Source organism: Amycolatopsis sp. NPDC088138, assembly GCF_044741685.1.
Taxonomy (GTDB): Bacteria; Actinomycetota; Actinomycetes; order Mycobacteriales; family Pseudonocardiaceae; genus Amycolatopsis.
Window position 1 is genome coordinate 494,624 of sequence record NZ_JBIUTB010000002.1, and the last position, 17,065, is coordinate 511,688.

At 71.4% G+C, this 17,065-nt stretch carries 16 protein-coding genes and 1 riboswitch; of the genes, 10 read left to right on the plus strand and 6 right to left on the minus strand.

Annotation, left to right across the window (positions count from 1 at the left end; translation table 11 throughout):
* Positions 1-247 precede the first annotated feature (247 nt).
* Entirely contained in the window at positions 248-532 is a 285-nt protein-coding gene (locus ACIOD2_RS09840; protein ID WP_323323360.1) for a 4a-hydroxytetrahydrobiopterin dehydratase, read from the minus strand.
* Positions 533-564: 32 nt separating this feature from the next.
* A riboswitch (TPP riboswitch) is annotated at positions 565-674 on the plus strand.
* A 21-nt stretch (positions 675-695) separates the two neighbouring features.
* On the opposite strand from ACIOD2_RS09840, the gene ACIOD2_RS09845 reads away from it, so the two are divergent.
* From ACIOD2_RS09845 to ACIOD2_RS09855, 3 genes are all read left to right on the plus strand, one after another.
* Positions 696-1,745 carry a thiamine ABC transporter substrate binding subunit gene (locus ACIOD2_RS09845; protein WP_400536412.1) on the plus strand — a complete coding sequence of 350 codons (1,050 nt, stop codon included), beginning with the start codon at positions 696-698 and terminating at the stop codon, positions 1,743-1,745.
* A gap of 110 nt (positions 1,746-1,855) precedes the next feature.
* On the plus strand, positions 1,856-3,418 hold the full coding sequence (locus tag ACIOD2_RS09850) for an ABC transporter permease (RefSeq protein ID WP_400536413.1): 1,563 nt from the start codon (positions 1,856-1,858) through the stop codon (positions 3,416-3,418).
* A complete protein-coding gene (locus ACIOD2_RS09855) occupies positions 3,418-4,425 on the plus strand; it encodes an ABC transporter ATP-binding protein (protein WP_400536414.1) in 1,008 nt (335 codons plus the stop codon). The genes ACIOD2_RS09850 and ACIOD2_RS09855 overlap by 1 nt, the downstream gene beginning before the upstream one ends.
* Before the next feature lie 405 nt (positions 4,426-4,830).
* Here ACIOD2_RS09855 and ACIOD2_RS09860 read toward each other — a convergent pair whose 3' ends face one another.
* From ACIOD2_RS09860 to ACIOD2_RS09870, 3 genes are read right to left on the minus strand one after another with little or no spacing between them, the layout of a single operon-like run.
* Positions 4,831-5,709 (minus strand): ABC transporter permease, encoded by an 879-nt coding sequence (locus tag ACIOD2_RS09860; RefSeq protein WP_400536415.1) that lies wholly within the window; start codon positions 5,707-5,709, stop codon positions 4,831-4,833.
* A complete protein-coding gene (locus ACIOD2_RS09865) occupies positions 5,706-6,680 on the minus strand; it encodes an ABC transporter ATP-binding protein (RefSeq protein WP_323323352.1) in 975 nt (324 codons plus the stop codon). Before ACIOD2_RS09865 ends, ACIOD2_RS09860 begins: the two co-directional genes overlap by 4 nt.
* On the minus strand, positions 6,677-7,768 hold the full coding sequence (locus ACIOD2_RS09870; RefSeq protein ID WP_400536416.1) for an outer membrane lipoprotein carrier protein LolA: 1,092 nt from the start codon (positions 7,766-7,768) through the stop codon (positions 6,677-6,679). The genes ACIOD2_RS09865 and ACIOD2_RS09870 overlap by 4 nt, the downstream gene beginning before the upstream one ends.
* A gap of 144 nt (positions 7,769-7,912) precedes the next feature.
* On the opposite strand from ACIOD2_RS09870, the gene ACIOD2_RS09875 reads away from it, so the two are divergent.
* From ACIOD2_RS09875 to ACIOD2_RS09890, 4 genes are all read left to right on the plus strand, one after another.
* Complete coding sequence (locus ACIOD2_RS09875) at positions 7,913-8,629, plus strand: response regulator transcription factor (protein WP_400536417.1); 717 nt, start codon at positions 7,913-7,915, stop codon at positions 8,627-8,629.
* A complete protein-coding gene (locus ACIOD2_RS09880; protein ID WP_400536418.1) occupies positions 8,626-9,939 on the plus strand; it encodes a sensor histidine kinase in 1,314 nt (437 codons plus the stop codon). Before ACIOD2_RS09875 ends, ACIOD2_RS09880 begins: the two co-directional genes overlap by 4 nt.
* A gap of 5 nt (positions 9,940-9,944) precedes the next feature.
* The gene (locus ACIOD2_RS09885; protein ID WP_400536419.1) at positions 9,945-10,277 is read left to right on the plus strand and encodes a hypothetical protein; all 333 of its coding nucleotides are present in this window, start codon (positions 9,945-9,947) and stop codon (positions 10,275-10,277) included.
* A gap of 407 nt (positions 10,278-10,684) precedes the next feature.
* On the plus strand, positions 10,685-11,074 hold the full coding sequence (locus ACIOD2_RS09890; protein ID WP_323323345.1) for an NUDIX domain-containing protein: 390 nt from the start codon (positions 10,685-10,687) through the stop codon (positions 11,072-11,074).
* Positions 11,075-11,106: 32 nt separating this feature from the next.
* Here ACIOD2_RS09890 and trpS read toward each other — a convergent pair whose 3' ends face one another.
* Positions 11,107-12,072: a tryptophan--tRNA ligase gene (gene trpS / locus ACIOD2_RS09895; RefSeq protein WP_400536420.1), complete on the minus strand. Its 966-nt coding sequence runs from the start codon at positions 12,070-12,072 to the stop codon at positions 11,107-11,109.
* A 173-nt stretch (positions 12,073-12,245) separates the two neighbouring features.
* Here trpS and ACIOD2_RS09900 point away from each other — a divergent pair, with 173 nt between their 5' ends.
* Positions 12,246-12,545: a YciI family protein gene (locus ACIOD2_RS09900; RefSeq protein ID WP_400536421.1), complete on the plus strand. Its 300-nt coding sequence runs from the start codon at positions 12,246-12,248 to the stop codon at positions 12,543-12,545.
* Here ACIOD2_RS09900 and ACIOD2_RS09905 read toward each other — a convergent pair.
* Positions 12,542-12,694: a hypothetical protein gene (locus ACIOD2_RS09905; protein WP_247057556.1), complete on the minus strand. Its 153-nt coding sequence runs from the start codon at positions 12,692-12,694 to the stop codon at positions 12,542-12,544. The genes ACIOD2_RS09900 and ACIOD2_RS09905 overlap by 4 nt on opposite strands.
* A 193-nt stretch (positions 12,695-12,887) precedes the next feature.
* Here ACIOD2_RS09905 and typA point away from each other — a divergent pair, with 193 nt between their 5' ends.
* Positions 12,888-14,813 (plus strand): translational GTPase TypA, encoded by a 1,926-nt coding sequence (gene typA / locus ACIOD2_RS09910; RefSeq protein WP_400536422.1) that lies wholly within the window; start codon positions 12,888-12,890, stop codon positions 14,811-14,813.
* Positions 14,814-15,175: 362 nt separating this feature from the next.
* Positions 15,176-16,912, plus strand: a complete 1,737-nt coding sequence (locus ACIOD2_RS09915) for an ABC transporter family substrate-binding protein (RefSeq protein ID WP_400536423.1) — start codon at positions 15,176-15,178, stop codon at positions 16,910-16,912.
* Positions 16,913-17,065 lie beyond the last annotated feature (153 nt).

A 17,065-nucleotide genomic window follows, 5' to 3' on the forward strand; every position in this document is an offset into this window, starting at 1 on the left:
TGCCGAGTGTTAGCAGCTGTGACGAAGCTCACCCGATCATGCCGCTGACCAGCGGAAACGGCACTCAGCCGTCCGAGTGACGGTGACTGCGGACGGTGAACCAGAGCACCCCGCCGGCCGCGGCCACCATCGTCGCGAATGCCACTGAGCCCACTACGATCGCCTGCGTCATATCTGCCTCTCGGGTCCGAAGTCCTTTACCGAGAGACGCCGAACGCGGGCTTTCGTGCACTCAGAGTAGCCGGGATCACAGTCCGTCGAGGGTCTCGTTGATCTGCTTGGCCAGCGCGAAGTCCTTCTCCGTCAGGCCTCCGGCCGAATGCGTGCTGAGGTGGAAGGTCAGCGTGCGCCAGCGGATGTCGATGTCCGGGTGGTGGTCGGCGGCTTCGGCCAGCACCGCGACGCGGTCCACCACCTCGATCGCCTTCGGGAAGCTCGGGAGCTCCACCTCGCGCCGGATGACCTTGCCCGTGCGGACCCAGCCGTGGAGCAGGGCCCGGTCGGCCTCGTCGTCGCTCAAGATTTCCGTCATGCCTCCATCGTCCAACGTCCTGGACTAAGGTGCACGGTTGCCACGGGAGTCCGGTGAGCCGGGCTGAGAGGCGGGGTGACCCGCGACCGTTAGCACCTGATCCCGGATCATGCCGGCGAAGGGAGGGCTTTCCCTCCTCGTCCGGCGAAGTGCAGGAGGGTAGATGAAACGCAGTGCTGTTCGCGCCGCGACGGCCATCGCCGTCGTCAGCGTCGTCACAGCGGCGTGTTCGCTGTCGGACGGGTCCGGTGACACGAAGCAGACGCCCACCGTCACCCTCGTGACGCACGACTCCTTCCTGGCGCCGCAGGAGGTGCTCGACGCCTTCCAGCAGCAGTCGGGCATCAAGATCTCCGTGCTCAAGCAGGGTGACGCCGGTTCGCTGACCAACAAGCTCGTGCTGACCAAGGCGAACCCGGTCGGCGACGTCGCGTACGGCGTCGACTCGACCTTCGCCTCACGCGCGCTCGCCGAGGGCGTCTTCGAGCCCTACACCAGCCCGGAGGCCGACCGCGGGCCGCAGCGCTACGCCGTCGACCCGGAGCACCGGCTGTCCGCGGTCGACGTCGGCGACGTCTGCGTCAACGTCGACACGAACTACTTCACCGCCAAGGGGATCCCGGCGCCGGAGTCGTACGACGACCTGGCCGACCCGAAGTACAAGGACCTGCTGGTCGCCGAGGACCCGGCGACGGCGTCGCCCGGGCTCGCGTTCCTGCTCGGCACGGTCGCGAAGTACGGCGAAGCCGGCTGGAAGGACTACTGGACCAAGCTGAAGGCCAACGGGCTCAAGGTGGTCAGCGGCTGGGAAGAGGCCTACACGAAGGACTTCTCCGGCTCGTCCGGCAAGGGGCCGCGGCCGATCGTCGTGTCGTACGCGTCGTCGCCGGCCGCCGAGGTTGGTGACGACGGGAAGCCGCGGACGAAGGCGCTGCTCGACACCTGCTACCGGCAGGTCGAGTACGCCGGGGTGCTCACCGGCGGCAAGCAGGAGGAGAACGCGCGCAAGGTCGTCGACTTCCTGCTCTCGCAGCAGTTCCAGGCGACCGTGGCGGCCAACATGTACGTCTACCCGGCGCGCCAGGGTGTCGACCTGCCGGCGGGCTGGGCGCAGGTCGCGCCGCTGCCGCAGAAGCCGCAGGCGCTGACCCCGGACCAGGTGCAGGCCGGGCGTGAGAAGTGGATCGGCGAATGGCGCACGCTCGTGCAGTGACATCCGGGCCTTCGCCCCGGGCCGGGGGCTCCGCCACCCGGAGCCCCCGAAAAGCGGCAGTCCTAGCCCCACCCAGGACGGTCCGCGGCCTCGGCCTGGCGCTGCTCGGCGTGGCGCCGATCGGTTTCCTGGTGGTGTTCTTCGCCTGGCCGGTGCTGGCGATCATCGGCCGCGGGTTCGCCGCGGGCGGGCTCGACGTCGTGCTGGGCGACGCGCAGACCTGTCGGCTGGCCGGGTTCACGGTGGCCACCGCGGCCGGCTCGACGGTCGTCGCGGTGCTGGCCGGGCTGCCGGTGGCGTTCCTGCTGGCGCGGGTGAAACTGCTGGGCGTCGGCCTGGTGCGGACGCTCGTGCTGGTGCCGTTCGTGCTGCCGACCGTCGTGGTCGGGCTGGCGTTCCGCGCGCTGTGGCCGGACGGCGGGGTGCTGCCGATCGTGCTGGCCAACGCGTTCTTCAACGTCGCCGTCGTCGCGCGAACCGTCGCTGGGCTGTGGGCCCGGCTGGACTCGCGGACCACCGACGCCGCGCGGGCGCTCGGCGCGTCACCGTGGCGGGCGTTCCGGTCGGTGACGCTGCCCGCGCTGGCGCCCGCGATCGCGTCCGCCGCGGCCGTGGTGTTCCTGTTCTGCGCCACCAGTTTCGGTGTCGTGCTGATCCTCGGCGGCGCGCGGTACCGGACGCTCGAGACCGAGATCTACTTGCGCACGGTCGACCTGCTCGACCTCTCCGGCGCCTCGGCGCTCTCGCTGATCCAGTTCGCGGCTGTGGTCGCGGCGCTGGTCGTCGGCGGGCTGGCGCGGCGGCGCAAGGAGGGCGCCAGGATCGGTTCCGGTTCCGTGCGGCGCCCTCGCGGCGGTGAGTGGTGGGTCGTCGGCGCGGCGGGTGTCGTGCTGGCCCTGCTGCTGACGCCGATCCTCGCCCTGCTCGCCGAGTCGGTGTCCACTTCGGACGGCTGGAGCTTCGCGGGGTACCGGGCGCTCTCGGGCACCGGGGAGAAGGGCGCGCTGCAGGTGTCCGGCTGGGACGCCGCGCTGAACTCGCTGAAGGTGGCGATCGACGCGACGCTGCTGGCGCTGGTGGTCGCCGTGCTCGCGTCCGTGGTGCTGGTGGCGTTGCGGCGGTCGCCGGCGCGGGCCGCGCGCGGGCTGGGGGAGACGCTGGACGCCGCGCTGATGCTGCCGCTCGGGGTGTCCGCGGTGACCGTCGGGTTCGGGTACCTGGTGACACTCGACGCGCTGCCCGGCGACCTGCGGACGTCGCCCTACCTGGTGCCGCTGGCGCAGGCGCTGGTGATCATCCCGCTGATCGTGCGGATGGTGCTGCCGGTGCTGCGCTCGGTCGACGTCCGGCTGCGGCAGGCCGCGTCGACGCTCGGCGCGAGCCCACTGCGGGTGTGGCGGGAGATCGACCTGCCGCTGGCGGTGCGCCCGCTGGTCGCGGCCGCGGGGTTCGGGTTCGTCGTGGCGCTCGGCGAATTCGGCGCGACGAGCTTCCTGGCCCGGCCGACGGCGCCGACGCTGCCGGTCGCGATCGCGTCGCTGATGGGGCGCCCGGGTGAGCTGAACAACCAGATGGCGTACGCCGCGTGCGCGTTGCTGATGCTCGTGACGGTGCTGGCGGTCGCGCTGATCGACCGGCTCGGGGCCGCGCGCGGCCGGGTGGGAGAGTTCTGATGGCGTTGTCGGTGCGGGACCTGACCGTCCACTATGGAGCGTTCGCGGCGGTGCGCGACGCCCGCCTGGACATCGCCGACGGCGAGGTGCTGGCCCTGCTCGGGCCGTCCGGTTCCGGGAAGTCGACACTGCTGCGCGCGATCACCGGGCTGGAGGCGTCGGCGCGCGGCACGGTGAGCTGGGACGGCGAGGACCTCGGCGCGGTGCCGGTGCACCGGCGCGGGTTCGGGCTGGTGTTCCAGGACGGCCAGCTGTTCGGCCACCGGGACGTCGCCGCGAACATCGCGTTCGGCCTGCGGATGCACGGCGTGCCGCGGGCCGCGTGGGCGCCGCGCGTCGCCGAGCTGCTGGAGCTGGTCGGACTGTCCGGCTTCGAGCGGCGGCGGGTGACGGAGCTGTCGGGCGGGCAGGCGCAGCGGGTGGCACTGGCCCGCGCGCTCGCGCCGGAGCCGCGGCTGCTGCTGCTCGACGAGCCACTGTCCGGTTTGGACGCCGGGTTGCGCGAGCAGCTGGCGATAGATCTGGCGGACCTGTTGCGGCGCAGCAAGATCACGGCGCTGCTGGTGACCCACGACCAGGAGGAGGCGTTCACCCTGGCCGACCGGGTCGCGGTGCTCGACGCCGGCGAAGTCCGGCAGGAGGGTGCGGTCCGGCGCGTGTGGCGCAATCCCTTGGACGACGGCGTGGCGCGGTTCCTCGGGGTGACGACGTTCGTCGACGGCGTCGCGGCGGGTGGCGTGGTCCGGACGTCGCTGGGGGACGTGCCGGTGCCGGACGTCGAGGATGGTCCGGTGCGGCTGGGGCTGCGCCCGCACGCGCTGCGGGTGGCTTCCGAAGGTGTCGCGGGCGAAGTGGTGGCGGCGGTGCACCGGCGCGAGCACGTGCGGCTGGTGGTGCGACTGGCGGAGTCCACTGTGGACGCGGTGGCTCCGGCGGCGGCCGACTTCCGGGCGGGGGATCGGGTGACGCTGGAGCTTGACCCGGACGGCGTGGCCCTGGTCGGTTAGGGGCTCTGGTTCTCCGCATGAAACTCGGCCTTGCGCCGAGCGAGGCAGGCGGGCCAGTCGGCCTTCGCCGCGATCACGTCCGTGATGGAAAGCTTGATAACGGCGCAACCGGAGAGGGAGCACGCTCTGGGATGGGTGGCGTCGATCAGCGAGATGCCGCCGATCTCGTCGCCGTCATCGATGTGGGTGCACAGCGCTGGGTGGAACGAAGAGTCCTCGTAGATGTCACCCGGCCGGATCTCCCCGGGCTGGCCCTGGTCGGTTGAGCAGCCCCGGCCCGGAACGCGGCCCCCACCCTTCCCGGGGGGCGTCCCCAGGCCAAGTCTATCGGCTCAGCCCGGGGAAACCCGCCGTTCGCGGATCTGTGGACAACTTCGCGCCTGTGGATGGCGGAGTTGACAGATTTCAGCCGTCGCGGGTGGACAACCGGGCGTAGGCCAGCGACAAGCCGATCACGATGTAACAAGCTGCTCGCAACGCCCCTTCGCCCAGCATCTGCGTGCCCATCGGGTCCTGCAGCACCTCCGCCGGGGCCATGGACCAGTTCTGCGTCAGCAGGAACGGGTGCAGCCAGTCGAGCGACGTCAGGAACCCGAGGATGGTGAACACGATGTCCGCCGCCAGGACGGACGCCACCACCAGCATCGGGTGCTCGGTCCAGCTGGACAGCGCCAGCGCCACCGCGCCGACCGCCCACAGCTGCAGCACCACCCAGGCCGCCACCAGCAGGATCCGCGCCAGCGCGCCGCCCAGGGACAACGTCGTGCCCGACAGCGTGAACAGCGAGTCCGTGCCGTTGATGATCAGCCCGGTCACCACGCCCGTGAAGCACATCGCCAGCACCGAGACCACCGACACCGTCGCGACGCCGAACGCCTTGACCGCGAGCAGCCGGCCGCGGCCGACCGGGGCGATCAGCCAGCCGCGCAGGGTTCCGTGGGACGTCTCGCCCGCGATCGCGTCCGCGCCCGCCATGGCCGAGGCCAGCGGCAGGAGCAGGGTCAGCGTCATCACGATCGCCGCGATCGGCAGGACGAACGCGTTGTTCACCGCGGACGCCAGCAACGCGCCACCACCGTCGTCCGGGCCGCCGCCCGCTTGCGCGTCTTCGCTCACCAGCGTCAGGCCGATGCCGATCACCACCGGGATCAGCGCCAGCAGGCCCAGCACCGCCAGGGTGCGCGGGCGGCGGAAGATCCAGCGCAGCTCCGCGGCCAGCAACCGGGGCAGCGGCACCGAGTCGTGGCCCGTGCGGGCCGCCGGTGCGTCGAGAACCGCGGTCATTCCGCCCCCTCCGTCAGTCGCGCGAACAGGTCTTCCAGCCCGGTGCGGGCCCGCGTCGCCTCGTGGACCGCGACCCCCGCGCCCACCAGGACCTGCAGCACCCGCGGTGCTTCCGTCGCCGTGAGGTCGGCGCGGATCCCGTCCGGCGTCAGCCGCGCGCCGATCCGGTTCTCCCGCAGCACTTCCACGGCCTGCTCGGCGTCCGGCGTGCGGACCAGCAGGGCCGCGTTCCCGGACTCCAGCAGCTCTGCCAGCTCACCCTGCGCGACGACGTTCCCGGCCTGCAGCACGGCGACGTGCGTGCAGGTCGCCTCCACCTCGGCCAGCAGGTGCGACGACACCAGCACGGTGACGCCCTCGGCGTGCAGCTCGGCCACGATCCTGCGGATCTCCCTGGTACCAGCAGGGTCGAGGCCGTTGGTCGGCTCGTCGAGCACGACCATCTTCCGCGGCACGAGCAACGCCGAAGCGAGCCCGAGCCGTTGCTTCATGCCGAGCGAGTACCCCTTGTACCGCCGCCGCGCGGCGACTGTCAGGCCGACGCGCTCCAAAGCCGAGTCCACCGCGAGAGGAATCCCCGACGACGCCAGCCGCGGTTCGGCGGCGGCGAAGCGCAGCAGGTTGTCCCGGCCGGAGAGGAACGGGTGGAAACCCGGCCCCTCGACCAGCGCGCCGACGTCCGGCAGCGCGTGCGCGGCCGACTCGGGCATCTTGCGGCCGAGCAGCTCGACCTCACCCTCGGTCGGGCGCACCAGGCCCAGCAGCATCCGGATGGTGGTCGTCTTGCCCGAGCCGTTCGGCCCGAGCATCCCCACGACCGCGCCTTCGGGGATGTCGAGATCGACGTGGTCCACCGCGACCGTGCCGCGGTAGACCTTGCGCAGCCCCCTGGTGCGCGCCGCCAGGGGAACCGCCGGGGCGGACGTCTCCGAAGAGACGTCCGCCCCGGACTCGACAGTCGTACTGGTCACTTCTGGCCCAGCGCTTCGTACAGGACCTGCTCCGGCACCGCACCGGCGGCGAAGCGGCCGTCGTCGGTCAGGACCGCGCTGCCCACCTTCGTCGTGATGAGGTGGCCGCTGCCCCAGGCACCGCTGACCTTCTTGGTGAACCGGTCGAGCAGGGCCTGCGGGTCGGCGTTGCGGCCCTGGCGGTCACCCTGCTGCTTCGGCGCCGCGTTCAGCGCGTCGGCCGGGACCTTGCCGGTGACGACGGTGTCCCAGCCGTCGCCGACGACCTTGGTGTCCTGCTTCGCCTGCTCGGCGAGGTCCTTGTCCTTCTGGTCGACCGTCGGCGTCTTCTCCTGCACCTTGGCGCCCTTCGGCGGGGTGAAGGCGAAGAGGTCGGCCGGCTGCTGGGTGAAGTGGACCTCGGTGAACGCGACCTCGAGGGCCGGCGTCGACGTCCCGTTGCTCAGCACCGAAACCCGCAGCGGCATCCGCGTCTGCGAGTCGACGGCCACGCGGATCTCGCGCAGCAGCGTGCGTTCGGCCGGCTTCGGCGTCAGGACCAGTTCGTAGGCCGGGCGGTCGGCGACCGTCGCGGTGCCGTCGACCGACACCGTGCTGCTCTCGCGGACCTTCGCCAGCAGCTCTGTGGTCGTCGCGACCGGGTCGGGCGTCTTCTCGCTGCCCGCGCCCTTCTGCTTGGCCACGTCGGCGGGGATGGTCACCTTGGTCGCGGTGTTGGTCTTGGAGCTGTAGTCCCAGACGGTCGTCCCGTCGTGGACCACGGTCTCCTGGCCGGCGCCCTGGGTGACGGCGAGCCGGCTCTTGCCGGCGCCGTCGGTGAAGATGCGCGCCGAGTCGATGTTCAGCGCGGACGCCCCCGGGATCGCGTTCCCCACCGCCGGCAGGCCGAGGTCGTTGCTGACCTTCAGCGTGCCGTCGAACGCGCCTGGGTTCGCCTTCATGACCGACTGGACCAGGTCCTCGGCACTCACCTGCGGCAAGGCCGGCTTGTCGTCGGCGCTGGCCGGCATCGCGATGAACGCGAGCCCGCCGGCACCGAGAGCGGTGCCCACGACCGCCGCGGTGATGCCCTTCGTCTTCGGTTTCATGCGTCTCTCCCTGTGTTCCCGAACCCGAGTGTGCTCGGTTCCCGGCTCCGACGCTTCCCTCTCGAGGCTGAGATACCCCTGAAGGTTCTCCCCCTGACGCTGAGATCGTGCTGAGAGATCCCGCGGGACCTGCGCAAACCCGCCATGATGAGAATCGTGAAACCTCGGGTTCTGGTGGTCGACGACGAGCTGGGCGTGCGGAAGGCACTGCAACGCGGGCTGCGCGCGGAGGGGATGGACGTGGTCACCGCCGCGGACGGCCCGACCGGGCTCCAGCTGGCGAGCACCGGCTCGTTCGACGTCGTGCTGCTCGACATCATGCTGCCCGGCTTGTCCGGTTACCGCGTGCTCGAGCGGCTGCGCAAGGACGGCGTCACCACGCCGGTGCTGCTCGTCTCGGCCAAGGACGGCGAGGTCGACCAGGCCGACGGCCTCGACCTCGGCGCCGACGGCTACCTCGTCAAGCCGTTCTCCTTCGTCGTGCTGGTCGCGCAGGTCCGCGCGACGCTGCGCCGCGCCGGTCCGGACGCCAGCCGCGGCACGCTGCGGCTCGGCGCGCTGGAGGTCGACCGCGGGCTGCGTCAGGTGCACTGGAACGGCGAGGAGGTCGGCCTGAGCCCCCGCGAGTTCGCGCTGCTCGAGGTGCTCGTGGGACGCGCCGGCACGGTCGTCACCAAGGACGAGCTGCTGCGCGCGGTCTGGGGTGAGGAGCAGGCCGTGACGCGCAACCTCGTCGAGGTGTACGTCGGGTACGTGCGGCGCAAGCTCGACGCCGTCGGCGCCGGCGCGCTGCTCCGGACCGTGCGCGGGCACGGCTACCTGGCCTCCGACGCGCAGCTCGACGAGGTCATCACCCCGTGATCACCTGGTGGCGCGGGCGGTCCCTGCAGGCCCGGATCACCGTGCTGGCCGCGACGATCACCTTGGCCTGCCTGCTCGGGCTCGCCGCGCTGGCCGCGGCGCGACTTTCGCCGTTGCTCATCGAGTCGGTCGACCGCGAGCTGACGGGCGCGCTCGGCCCGGCGAGTGCCGAGGTGAGCGCGGGACGTCCGCTGCCGGGCTCGGCGCCGGTGACGGTCCGGGTGCTCGACATCTCGGGCGCGCCGGTCGACGGCGGCACGCCGACCGGGCTGAATCCCGCGGAGGTCGGGCTGCTCAAGGCCGGGCAGCCGGTCCAGCAGGACGGCGCCCGCTACCTGGGTTCGGTCGTCAGCACGCCGGACGGGACACAGCGGCTGGTCGTCGCGGGCGCCGGCCTGGTCGGGTTCTCCGCCGCCGTGCACTACGGCGGAGTGTGGCTGGTGGTCGTCGCGTCGGTCGGCGCGCTGGTCGCGGGCCTGGCGACGTGGCTGGTGGTGCGCCTGGCGCTGCGGCCGGTGGCGCGGATGCGGGGCACGGTGCGGGTGCTGCCGCCGGGCGCGCGGCTGCCGTTGCCGGACTCCCACGACGAGCTGCGCGCGCTGGCGGAGGAGTTCAACGCGCTGCTGGAGCGGCAGGAGCAGGCGAGCGAACGGCTCCGGCGGTTCACCGGCGACGCCGCGCACGAGCTGCGCTCGCCGGTCGCCTCGATCCGGGTGCAGGCCGAGGTCGCCGTCACCAACCCCGATCCCGATCTGTCCCAGGAGACCCTCGGCGACATCCTGACCGAGGCCGAGCGGCTCTCGTCGTTGCTCGACGGCCTGTTGTCGCTGGCCCGCTCGGACGCGGGGGAGGTGCCGCCCGCGGAGCCGGTCGAGCTGGTCAGCGAGGTCCGCGCGGCGGTCGGCCGTCTCCCGGCCGGGGCGCCGGAGACGCGGGTGAGCAACGCGGTCGCGCAGGCCTGGGCGTGGGCGCAGCACGGCGAGGTCGAGCTGGTGCTGGACAACCTGCTGCGCAACGCGTGCCGCTACGCGCGCGGGGAGATCGTGGTCTCGGTGCTGGCGTCCCGGTCGTCGGTACGGGTCGTGGTCGACGACGACGGGCCGGGCATCGCGCCGGAGCACCGGGAGAAGGTGTTCGACCGCTTCTACCGGGTGTCGGACGACCGGGCCCGGATCACCGGGGGGACGGGGCTGGGACTGGCAATGGTGGCGGAGACGGTTCGCCGTCGTGGCGGGCGGGTGCAGGTGGGCGAGTCGCCGGACGGCGGGGCGCGCTTTCAGGTCACCTGGCGTGCGGCGCCGGTCTCGTGAGCGGCGTGCGGCGGCGGTACGACGTCGTGGAGTGCGCGGTCACCGGGCACGTTCACTACGGGCTGCTGATCGCAGCCGAGGACGGCGAACGCGGTTTCGTCGACCGGGCGGAGATCACGGACGAGCCGGGCGAGCCGTGGCCCGAGACCGGGAGCCGGCTGCGGGGCGTGGTGCTCGGGTACACGCGGGACGGCCGCCTCCGCGTGGCGACCCGGCCCGGGTACGTCGAGCTGGTGGCCACCGCGGACGACCCCGCGGCCGGGGCGGCGGATTGGTCCCGACTCCGGGACGTCCGGCGCACGACGAGCGGCCGTGATGGCGGCTGCGGAAGAGCGTGATCGAAGGGTCGACTCGTGATGGAGGGGTCGGCTCGCGTGTCTGGAGGGTCGACACGCGTGTTTGGAGAGTCGACACGTGTGTCTAGAGGGTCGACACGTGCTTGGAGGGTCGACGCCCGTGTCTGAAGGGTCGACTCGTGTGCTCAGAGAGTCGGTTGGCGTGCCGGGCCGGTCGGTCCGCGTGCCTGGGCGGTCGGCTCACGTGCCTGGAGAGTCGCTTCGCGTGCCTGCACGGTCGGCTTGCGTGATTAGAGGGTCGGCTCGCGTGCTTGGAGGGTCGACTCGCGTGCTTGGAGGGTCGACACGTGTGTTTGAAGGGTCGACACGTGCTTGGGGGGTCGGCTCGTGTGATTGCGGGGTCGACACGGCGCGGCCGGGGTTGGGGCGTCCGGGTAGATTCCGGGGCTGTGAACGGTGTGATCGTGGGTGCCGCCCTGGTGCGCGACGGGAAGCTGCTGGCCCAGCAGCGGGCCTGGCCGCCGGGGCACGCGGGGCAGTGGGAACTGCCCGGCGGGCGCGTCGAAGACGGTGAGTCCGACGCCTTCGCCCTGGCTCGCGAGTGCAGCGAGGAGCTGGACGTCGTGATCGAGGTCGGGGCGCGGGTCGGGCAGGAGATCCCGCTGCCCGGGGACAAGGTCCTGCGGATCTACGCGGCGTCGCTGGTCTCGCCCGGTGACGAGCCGCGGGCGGTGGAGCACCTGGCCGTGCAGTGGCTCGGGCCCGACGACCTCGACGACGTCGACTGGCTGCCCGCCGACCGCATCCTGCTGCCGGCCTTCCGGGAGCTGCTCGCCTGAGAGCACAGGAGAGCAGCCCCCGGAGCGGCTCTTCAATTCGCGCCGATCATCCGCAACGCCGCCGACAGGCGGTGCGAGCCGCGCTCGGCGGCTCGGGCCGCGCCCGCCTTGCGGATCCGGTCCAGCTCCGCGACGTCGCCGAGCAGCGTCGACGCGCGTTCGCGCAACGGCCGCAGCTCCTCGATCACCGCGTCGGCGACGGCGTCCTTGACCTGGCCGTACGACGAGAACTCCTCGGCCAGGTCCTCCGGCGAACCACCCCGGCAGGCGGCGAGGATCTCCAGCAGGTTCGCCATGCCCGGCCGGGTGTCCGGCGCGTGCACCGGCACCGAACCGCCGTCGGTGACCGCGCGGCGGATCTTGCGGCGGATCTGGTCGGGCTCGTCGAACACGAACACCACGCCGGCCTCGTCCCGCGTCGACTTCGACATCTTGCGCGTCGGGTCGGTGAGGTCCTTCACCCGCGCGCCGGCGGGCGGGAGCACGGCCTCGGGGACGGTGAACACGTCGCCGTAGGTGCCGTTGAAGCGCTTGGCCAGGGTCCGGGCCAGCTCGACGTGCTGGCGCTGGTCCTCGCCGACCGGCACCTCGTCCGCGCCCTGCAGCAGGATGTCCGCGGCCATCAGCACCGGGTAGGTCAGCAGCGACAGCCGCACCCCGGCCTGGCCCTTGGACTTCTCCTTGAACTGGATCATCCTGGCCGCTTCGCCGTAGTTGCAGGTGCACTCCAGGACCCAGGTCAGCGCGCCGAGCTCGCGGGCGAGATCGGACTGGACGAACACCCGCTCGGGGTCGATGCCGGCGGCGATGAGGACGGCGAGCTGCTCACCCGCCAAGGATCGGAGTTTGGCGGGGTTGTGCGACGTCGTCATGCCGTGCAGGTCGGCGACGAAGTAGAGGTCCTCCGGCCCGCCCTCGGCGGCCCAGCGGCGCACGGCCCCGAGGTGGTTGCCGAGGTGGACGTGACCGGACGGGGTGATCCCGGACAGCTTGCTCATCGTGGGTCCTTTCGACGGGGACCACCCCGGCGAAGGCACGAAAAAGGCCGCCCGTCCGGGGCGGCCGCTGCTGGTTTCCAGCGCAGGATCAGTGGGCCGCCGAGGGCGGCCACCACTGGGACGTCTGCGCATGCATACGGCGACTATAACCGAGCGGGGCTACGGTCGTAACCATGTTCGCCGTTGTGCTGACCTACATCGCCCCGATCGAAGAGGTCGACCTGGCGCTGCCGGATCACGTGGAGTGGCTGGACCGGCAGTACGAGCGCGGGCTCTTCCTCGCGTCCGGGGCGCGGAAGCCGCGCGTCGGCGGCGTGATCATCACGCGCCCGATGTCGCTGGGGAAGCTGGACGCGATCCTGGCGAGCGACCCCTTCGCGGTGCGGAAGCTCGCGAAGTACGAGGTCGTCGAGTTCTCGCCGACGAAGACCGCGCCCGAGCTGCGGGCGCTCAACGAGGCCATCCCGCATTAGGCGGCCAGGTCGAGCTTCGCCTTCTTCAGCGCCAGCACCGGGCACTTCTTGCAGCGCGGCTTGGAGCGGCAGCACTTCTTCTTGACCTTGCCGGCTTTCATCAGCTTGCGCACGACCTTGCGGGGGTCGTCCGGCGGCTTCTTGCCCACGCGCAAGCTCCTAGGATCGGCGACGCTGTCCGGCTCTCCAGATTAGGAGAGCCTAACCGATCTTGGGGCGTGGGGCTCCTCACAATGGGCCTACGGGTATCCTGGGTGAGGTCCGCGTGTGACCAGAGCCGGTCACGGGATGCCGAACGGGCTTACGCGGCCACCCACACCTTTGAAGTTCAGGAGTCTTCGCGTGCCCGCAGTAAGCGCTACCGTCGAAACCGGCCGGCCGACCGGTAAGACCCGGCCCGACCTGCGCAACGTCGCGATCGTCGCCCACGTCGACCACGGCAAGACCACGCTGGTCGACGCCATGCTCCGGCAGTCGGGCGCCTTCGCCGAGCGCGCCGAGCTCGTCGACCGGGTCATGGACTCCGGCGAGCTGGAGCGCGAAAAAGGCATCACGATCCTGGCGAAGAACACCTCGATCCACCGCCAGACGCCCGAGGGCTCGGTGACGATCAACGTCATCGACACCCCCGGCCACGCCGACTTCGGCGGTGAGGTCGAGCGCGGCCTGGCGATGGTCGACGGTGTCGTCCTGCTGGTCGACGCCAGCGAGGGCCCGCTCCCGCAGACCCGCTTCGTGCTCCGCAAGACCCTCGAGGCCAAGCTGCCGGTGATCCTGCTGGTCAACAAGGTCGACCGGCCGGACGCCCGGATCGCCGAGGTCGTCGAAGAGACCCACGACCTGCTGCTGGACCTGGCCGGCGACATCGAGGACGCCGACCTCGACGCGATCCTCGACCTCCCGGTCGTCTACGCCTCCGCGCGCGCCGGCAAGGCGAGCCTGGCGCAGCCCGAGGACGGCGGCCTGCCCGACAGCGAGAACCTCGACCCGCTGTTCGAGACGCTGATGCGCCACGTCCCGCCGCCCGCGGCGGACCTGGACGCGCCGCTGCAGGCTCTGGTCACGAACCTCGACGCGTCGAACTTCCTCGGCCGCATCGCGCTGATCCGCATCCACGCCGGCCGCCTCCGCAAGGGCCAGACCGTGGCCTGGATGCGCGAAGACGGCACCGTGCAGAACGTCCGGATCTCCGAGCTGCTGGTCACCGAGGCGCTCACCCGCGTCCCGGCGACCGAGGCCAGCGCGGGCGAGCTGGTCGCCATCGCCGGCATCCCGGAGATCACCATCGGCGACACCCTCGCCGACTCCGAGAGCCCGGTGGCGCTGCCCCGGATCACCGTCGACGAGCCCGCCATCTCGATGACCATCGGCGTGAACACCTCGCCGCTGGCCGGGCGCAACGGCGGCGACAAGGTCACCGCGCGGCTGGTCAAGGCCCGCCTCGACGTCGAGCTGATCGGCAACGTCTCGATCCGCGTGCTGCCGACCGAGCGCCCCGACACCTGGGAGGTCCAGGGCCGTGGCGAGCTGGCGCTGGCCATCCTCGTCGAGCAGATGCGGCGTGAGGGCTTCGAGCTGACCGTCGGCAAGCCGCAGGTGGTGCTCCGCACGATCGACGGCAAGCTGCACGAGCCGTTCGAGCGCCTGTACATCGACTCGCCGGAGGAGCACCTCGGCGCGATCACGCAGCTCCTCGCGTCCCGCAAGGGCCGCATGGAGGACATGAGCGGCAACGGCACCGGCCGGATCAAGCTGGTCTACGTGCTCCCGTCGCGCGGCCTGATCAGCTTCCGCACCGACTTCCTCACCGAGACCCGCGGCACCGGCATCGCGAACCACGTGTTCGAGGGCTACTTCCCGTGGGCGGGCGAGATCCGCACCCGCCACAGCGGCTCCCTGGTCGCCGACCGGACCGGCCCGGTCACCGCGTACGCGATGATCCAGCTGGCCGACCGCGGCACGTTCTTCGTCGAGCCGGGTGCCGACGTCTACGAGGGCATGGTCGTGGGCGAGAACCCGCGCTTCGAGGACCTCGACATCAACATCACCAAGGAGAAGAAGCTGACGAACATGCGTCAGTCCTCCGCCGACGTGATGGAGACGCTGGCCCGGCCGCGCAAGATGGGCCTGGAAGAGGCCCTGGAGTTCTGCTCGGTCGACGAGTGCGTCGAGGTGGCCCCGGAGGTCGTGCGCGTCCGCAAGGTCACGCTGGACATCAACACCCGGGCCAAGGAGCGCTCGCGCGCCAAGAGCCGCGACAACGTCTGATCCGAATCCGGAAAGGGCCTCCCGGCAGTCGCCGGGAGGCCCTTTTTCGATTGCGCTCGTGACCCTGCGTCCGATATACCGGGGCCCAGCGTCACCGAAATCATCGAGCTTCTCCTTATATCTTTATAGGCGGCTCGCCTGGTGTTCACCTCCGCCCGGCGCCGTCTCGTGTCCGGGCCGTGTTCGTTCCGCCGTTCCGGAACGGTCCGGGAACCCGGACGGCGGTCCGCGCGTCCTTTTCCATAGCGCCACGAAGGGGCGCCGGACCCGGCCGATCCGGGTATGGGAATCTCGGTTCCGGCGGCGAAGGTGGTCATGGGAGCATGGCTGACCCGATCGGTGGGAATCCGGAAGGAACAGGCGTGCGGGTGAATCGCAAGGCGGGGCCGGTACTGGCGCTCGCGGCCGTACTGCTCGCCGCCTGCTCGAACACCCCGCCACCCCCGGTCGTGTCGTCGTCGGTGGCGCCGGCCTCGACCACCGGCAAGACGCCGTCGCAGATCGTCGTCGGCGTCGACGACGTGCTCGGCGGGTACAACCCGCACAATCTCGCGGACTCCTCGCAGGTGACCTCGGCGCTCTCGCAGCTGCTGCTGCCCTCGGTGTTCCGCCAGAAGGACGACGGCGCCACCCTGCTCGACAAGAACCTCATGAAGTCCGCGCAGGTGATCTCGCAGCAGCCGTTCGTCGTCGCCTACGAGATCCGGCCGGACGCCTCCTGGTCCGACGGCGCGCCGATCGCCGCCGAGGACTTCGACTACCTGCGCACCCAGATGCGCGACCAGCCCGGCGTGATCGGCCCGGCCGGCTACCGGCAGATCACCGACCTGCAGTCCCGTGAGGGCGGCAAGCGCGTCGAGGTCACCTTCGCCAAGCCCTACCCCGGCTGGCAGACGCTGTTCTCGGACCTGCTGCCCGCCCACTTGCTCAAGGACGCTCCCGACGGCTGGCGCGGCGCGCTGGCCTCGAACTTCCCGGCCATCGCCGGCCCGTTCTCGATCAAGAGCCTCGACACCGCCCGCGGCGAGGTGATCCTCGAGCGCAACGAGCGCTACTGGGAGAAGCCGGCCGCGGTCGACCGGATCGTGCTGCGCCGTTCGGACCAGAACACGCTGCTCGCCGCGCTGCAGAGCGGCAACGACCAGTTCGCGCTGGCCAGGACCACCGGGGACGAGCTCAAGCGGCTCGGCGAGCTCGGCTCGGCCGTCCAGCTGCACACCGTGGCCCGGCCGCTCGTCGCCGACGTGCTGCTGCGCCCGGTCAGCGCCACGCTGCAGGACGCGCAGGTCCGCGCCGGGATCGCCGCCCTGGTCGACCGGACCAAGCTGATCACCGAAGGCGTCAACGGCGGCCCGTCGGCGACGCTGCACGCCGACGCCCAGGTCAAGGCCCCTTCGGTCGCCGGGTACACCGCGACCATCCCGCCCGGCCCGCCGACCGCGCCCGACGTCGCGAAGGCCGAAGAGTCGCTGAAGGCGGCCGGGTACACCAAGACCGCGGGCACCTGGCGCAAGAACGGCAAGGCGCTCTCGCTGGTCATCGCCTCGCCCGCCGCCCAGGAGCCGTACGCGTCGATCGCCAAGGAGCTCACCGGCGAGCTGGCCGCGCAGGGCATCGAGGTCAACGCGATCACGCCGCCGCCGCGGGACCTGTTCAGCGGCCTGCTCGCGATGCCGGTCGTCGGCGGGGTGCAGCAGCCGGCCGGCGACTCGGCCGGCAACGTCGGTGTCGACATCGCGGTCGTGCCGCAGGCGGTCGGCGGCGACACCGCGTCGGTGCTCGCGTCGACCTTCGGCTGCCGCCCCGAGCAGACGGCGGCGGGCGCGGACACGAACAAACCGGTCGTTCCGGGCAATTCGGCGGGGTTCTGCGACCCGGCGCTGCAGCCCTCGATCGACGCGGCGCTCTCCGGCTCGACCCCCATCGCCGAGGCTCTGACCACCCTTGAGCCTGAACTTTGGCGTCAGAACGTGGTGATTCCGTTGTTCCAGATGGCTGACACACTGGCGATTGGTTCGGGCATCTCGGGCGTCACGCCGGGTCCCCCCATGGTGGGTCCGTTCGGGTCCGCCGTGAACTGGACTCGCGGCCCGAAGTAATCACTCGGCTACGCATTCAGTACTACCGAGTGATCTTTGGCGACGCCTTCGGGTGGGTGGCATTGATTCCATGAGGTAACCGTCGTATTTCTGGATGTCGGCTGGAAGTCACCCTTTGGTCACGATCGACCCTGAACTGGTGACTGTCGGTGC

Excerpts from the sequence above, each read along its gene's own strand:
- ACIOD2_RS09840 (WP_323323360.1), bottom strand. The coding sequence starts at position 532 with ATGACGGAAATCTTGAGCGACGACGAGGCCGACCGGGCCCTGCTCCAC.
- ACIOD2_RS09845 (WP_400536412.1), top strand. The coding sequence starts at position 696 with ATGAAACGCAGTGCTGTTCGCGCCGCGACGGCCATCGCCGTCGTCAGC.
- ACIOD2_RS09855 (WP_400536414.1), top strand. The coding sequence starts at position 3,418 with ATGGCGTTGTCGGTGCGGGACCTGACCGTCCACTATGGAGCGTTCGCG.
- ACIOD2_RS09860 (WP_400536415.1), bottom strand. The coding sequence starts at position 5,709 with ATGACCGCGGTTCTCGACGCACCGGCGGCCCGCACGGGCCACGACTCG.
- ACIOD2_RS09870 (WP_400536416.1), bottom strand. The coding sequence starts at position 7,768 with ATGAAACCGAAGACGAAGGGCATCACCGCGGCGGTCGTGGGCACCGCT.
- ACIOD2_RS09875 (WP_400536417.1), top strand. The coding sequence starts at position 7,913 with ATGATGAGAATCGTGAAACCTCGGGTTCTGGTGGTCGACGACGAGCTG.
- trpS (WP_400536420.1), bottom strand. The coding sequence starts at position 12,072 with ATGAGCAAGCTGTCCGGGATCACCCCGTCCGGTCACGTCCACCTCGGC.
- ACIOD2_RS09900 (WP_400536421.1), top strand. The coding sequence starts at position 12,246 with ATGTTCGCCGTTGTGCTGACCTACATCGCCCCGATCGAAGAGGTCGAC.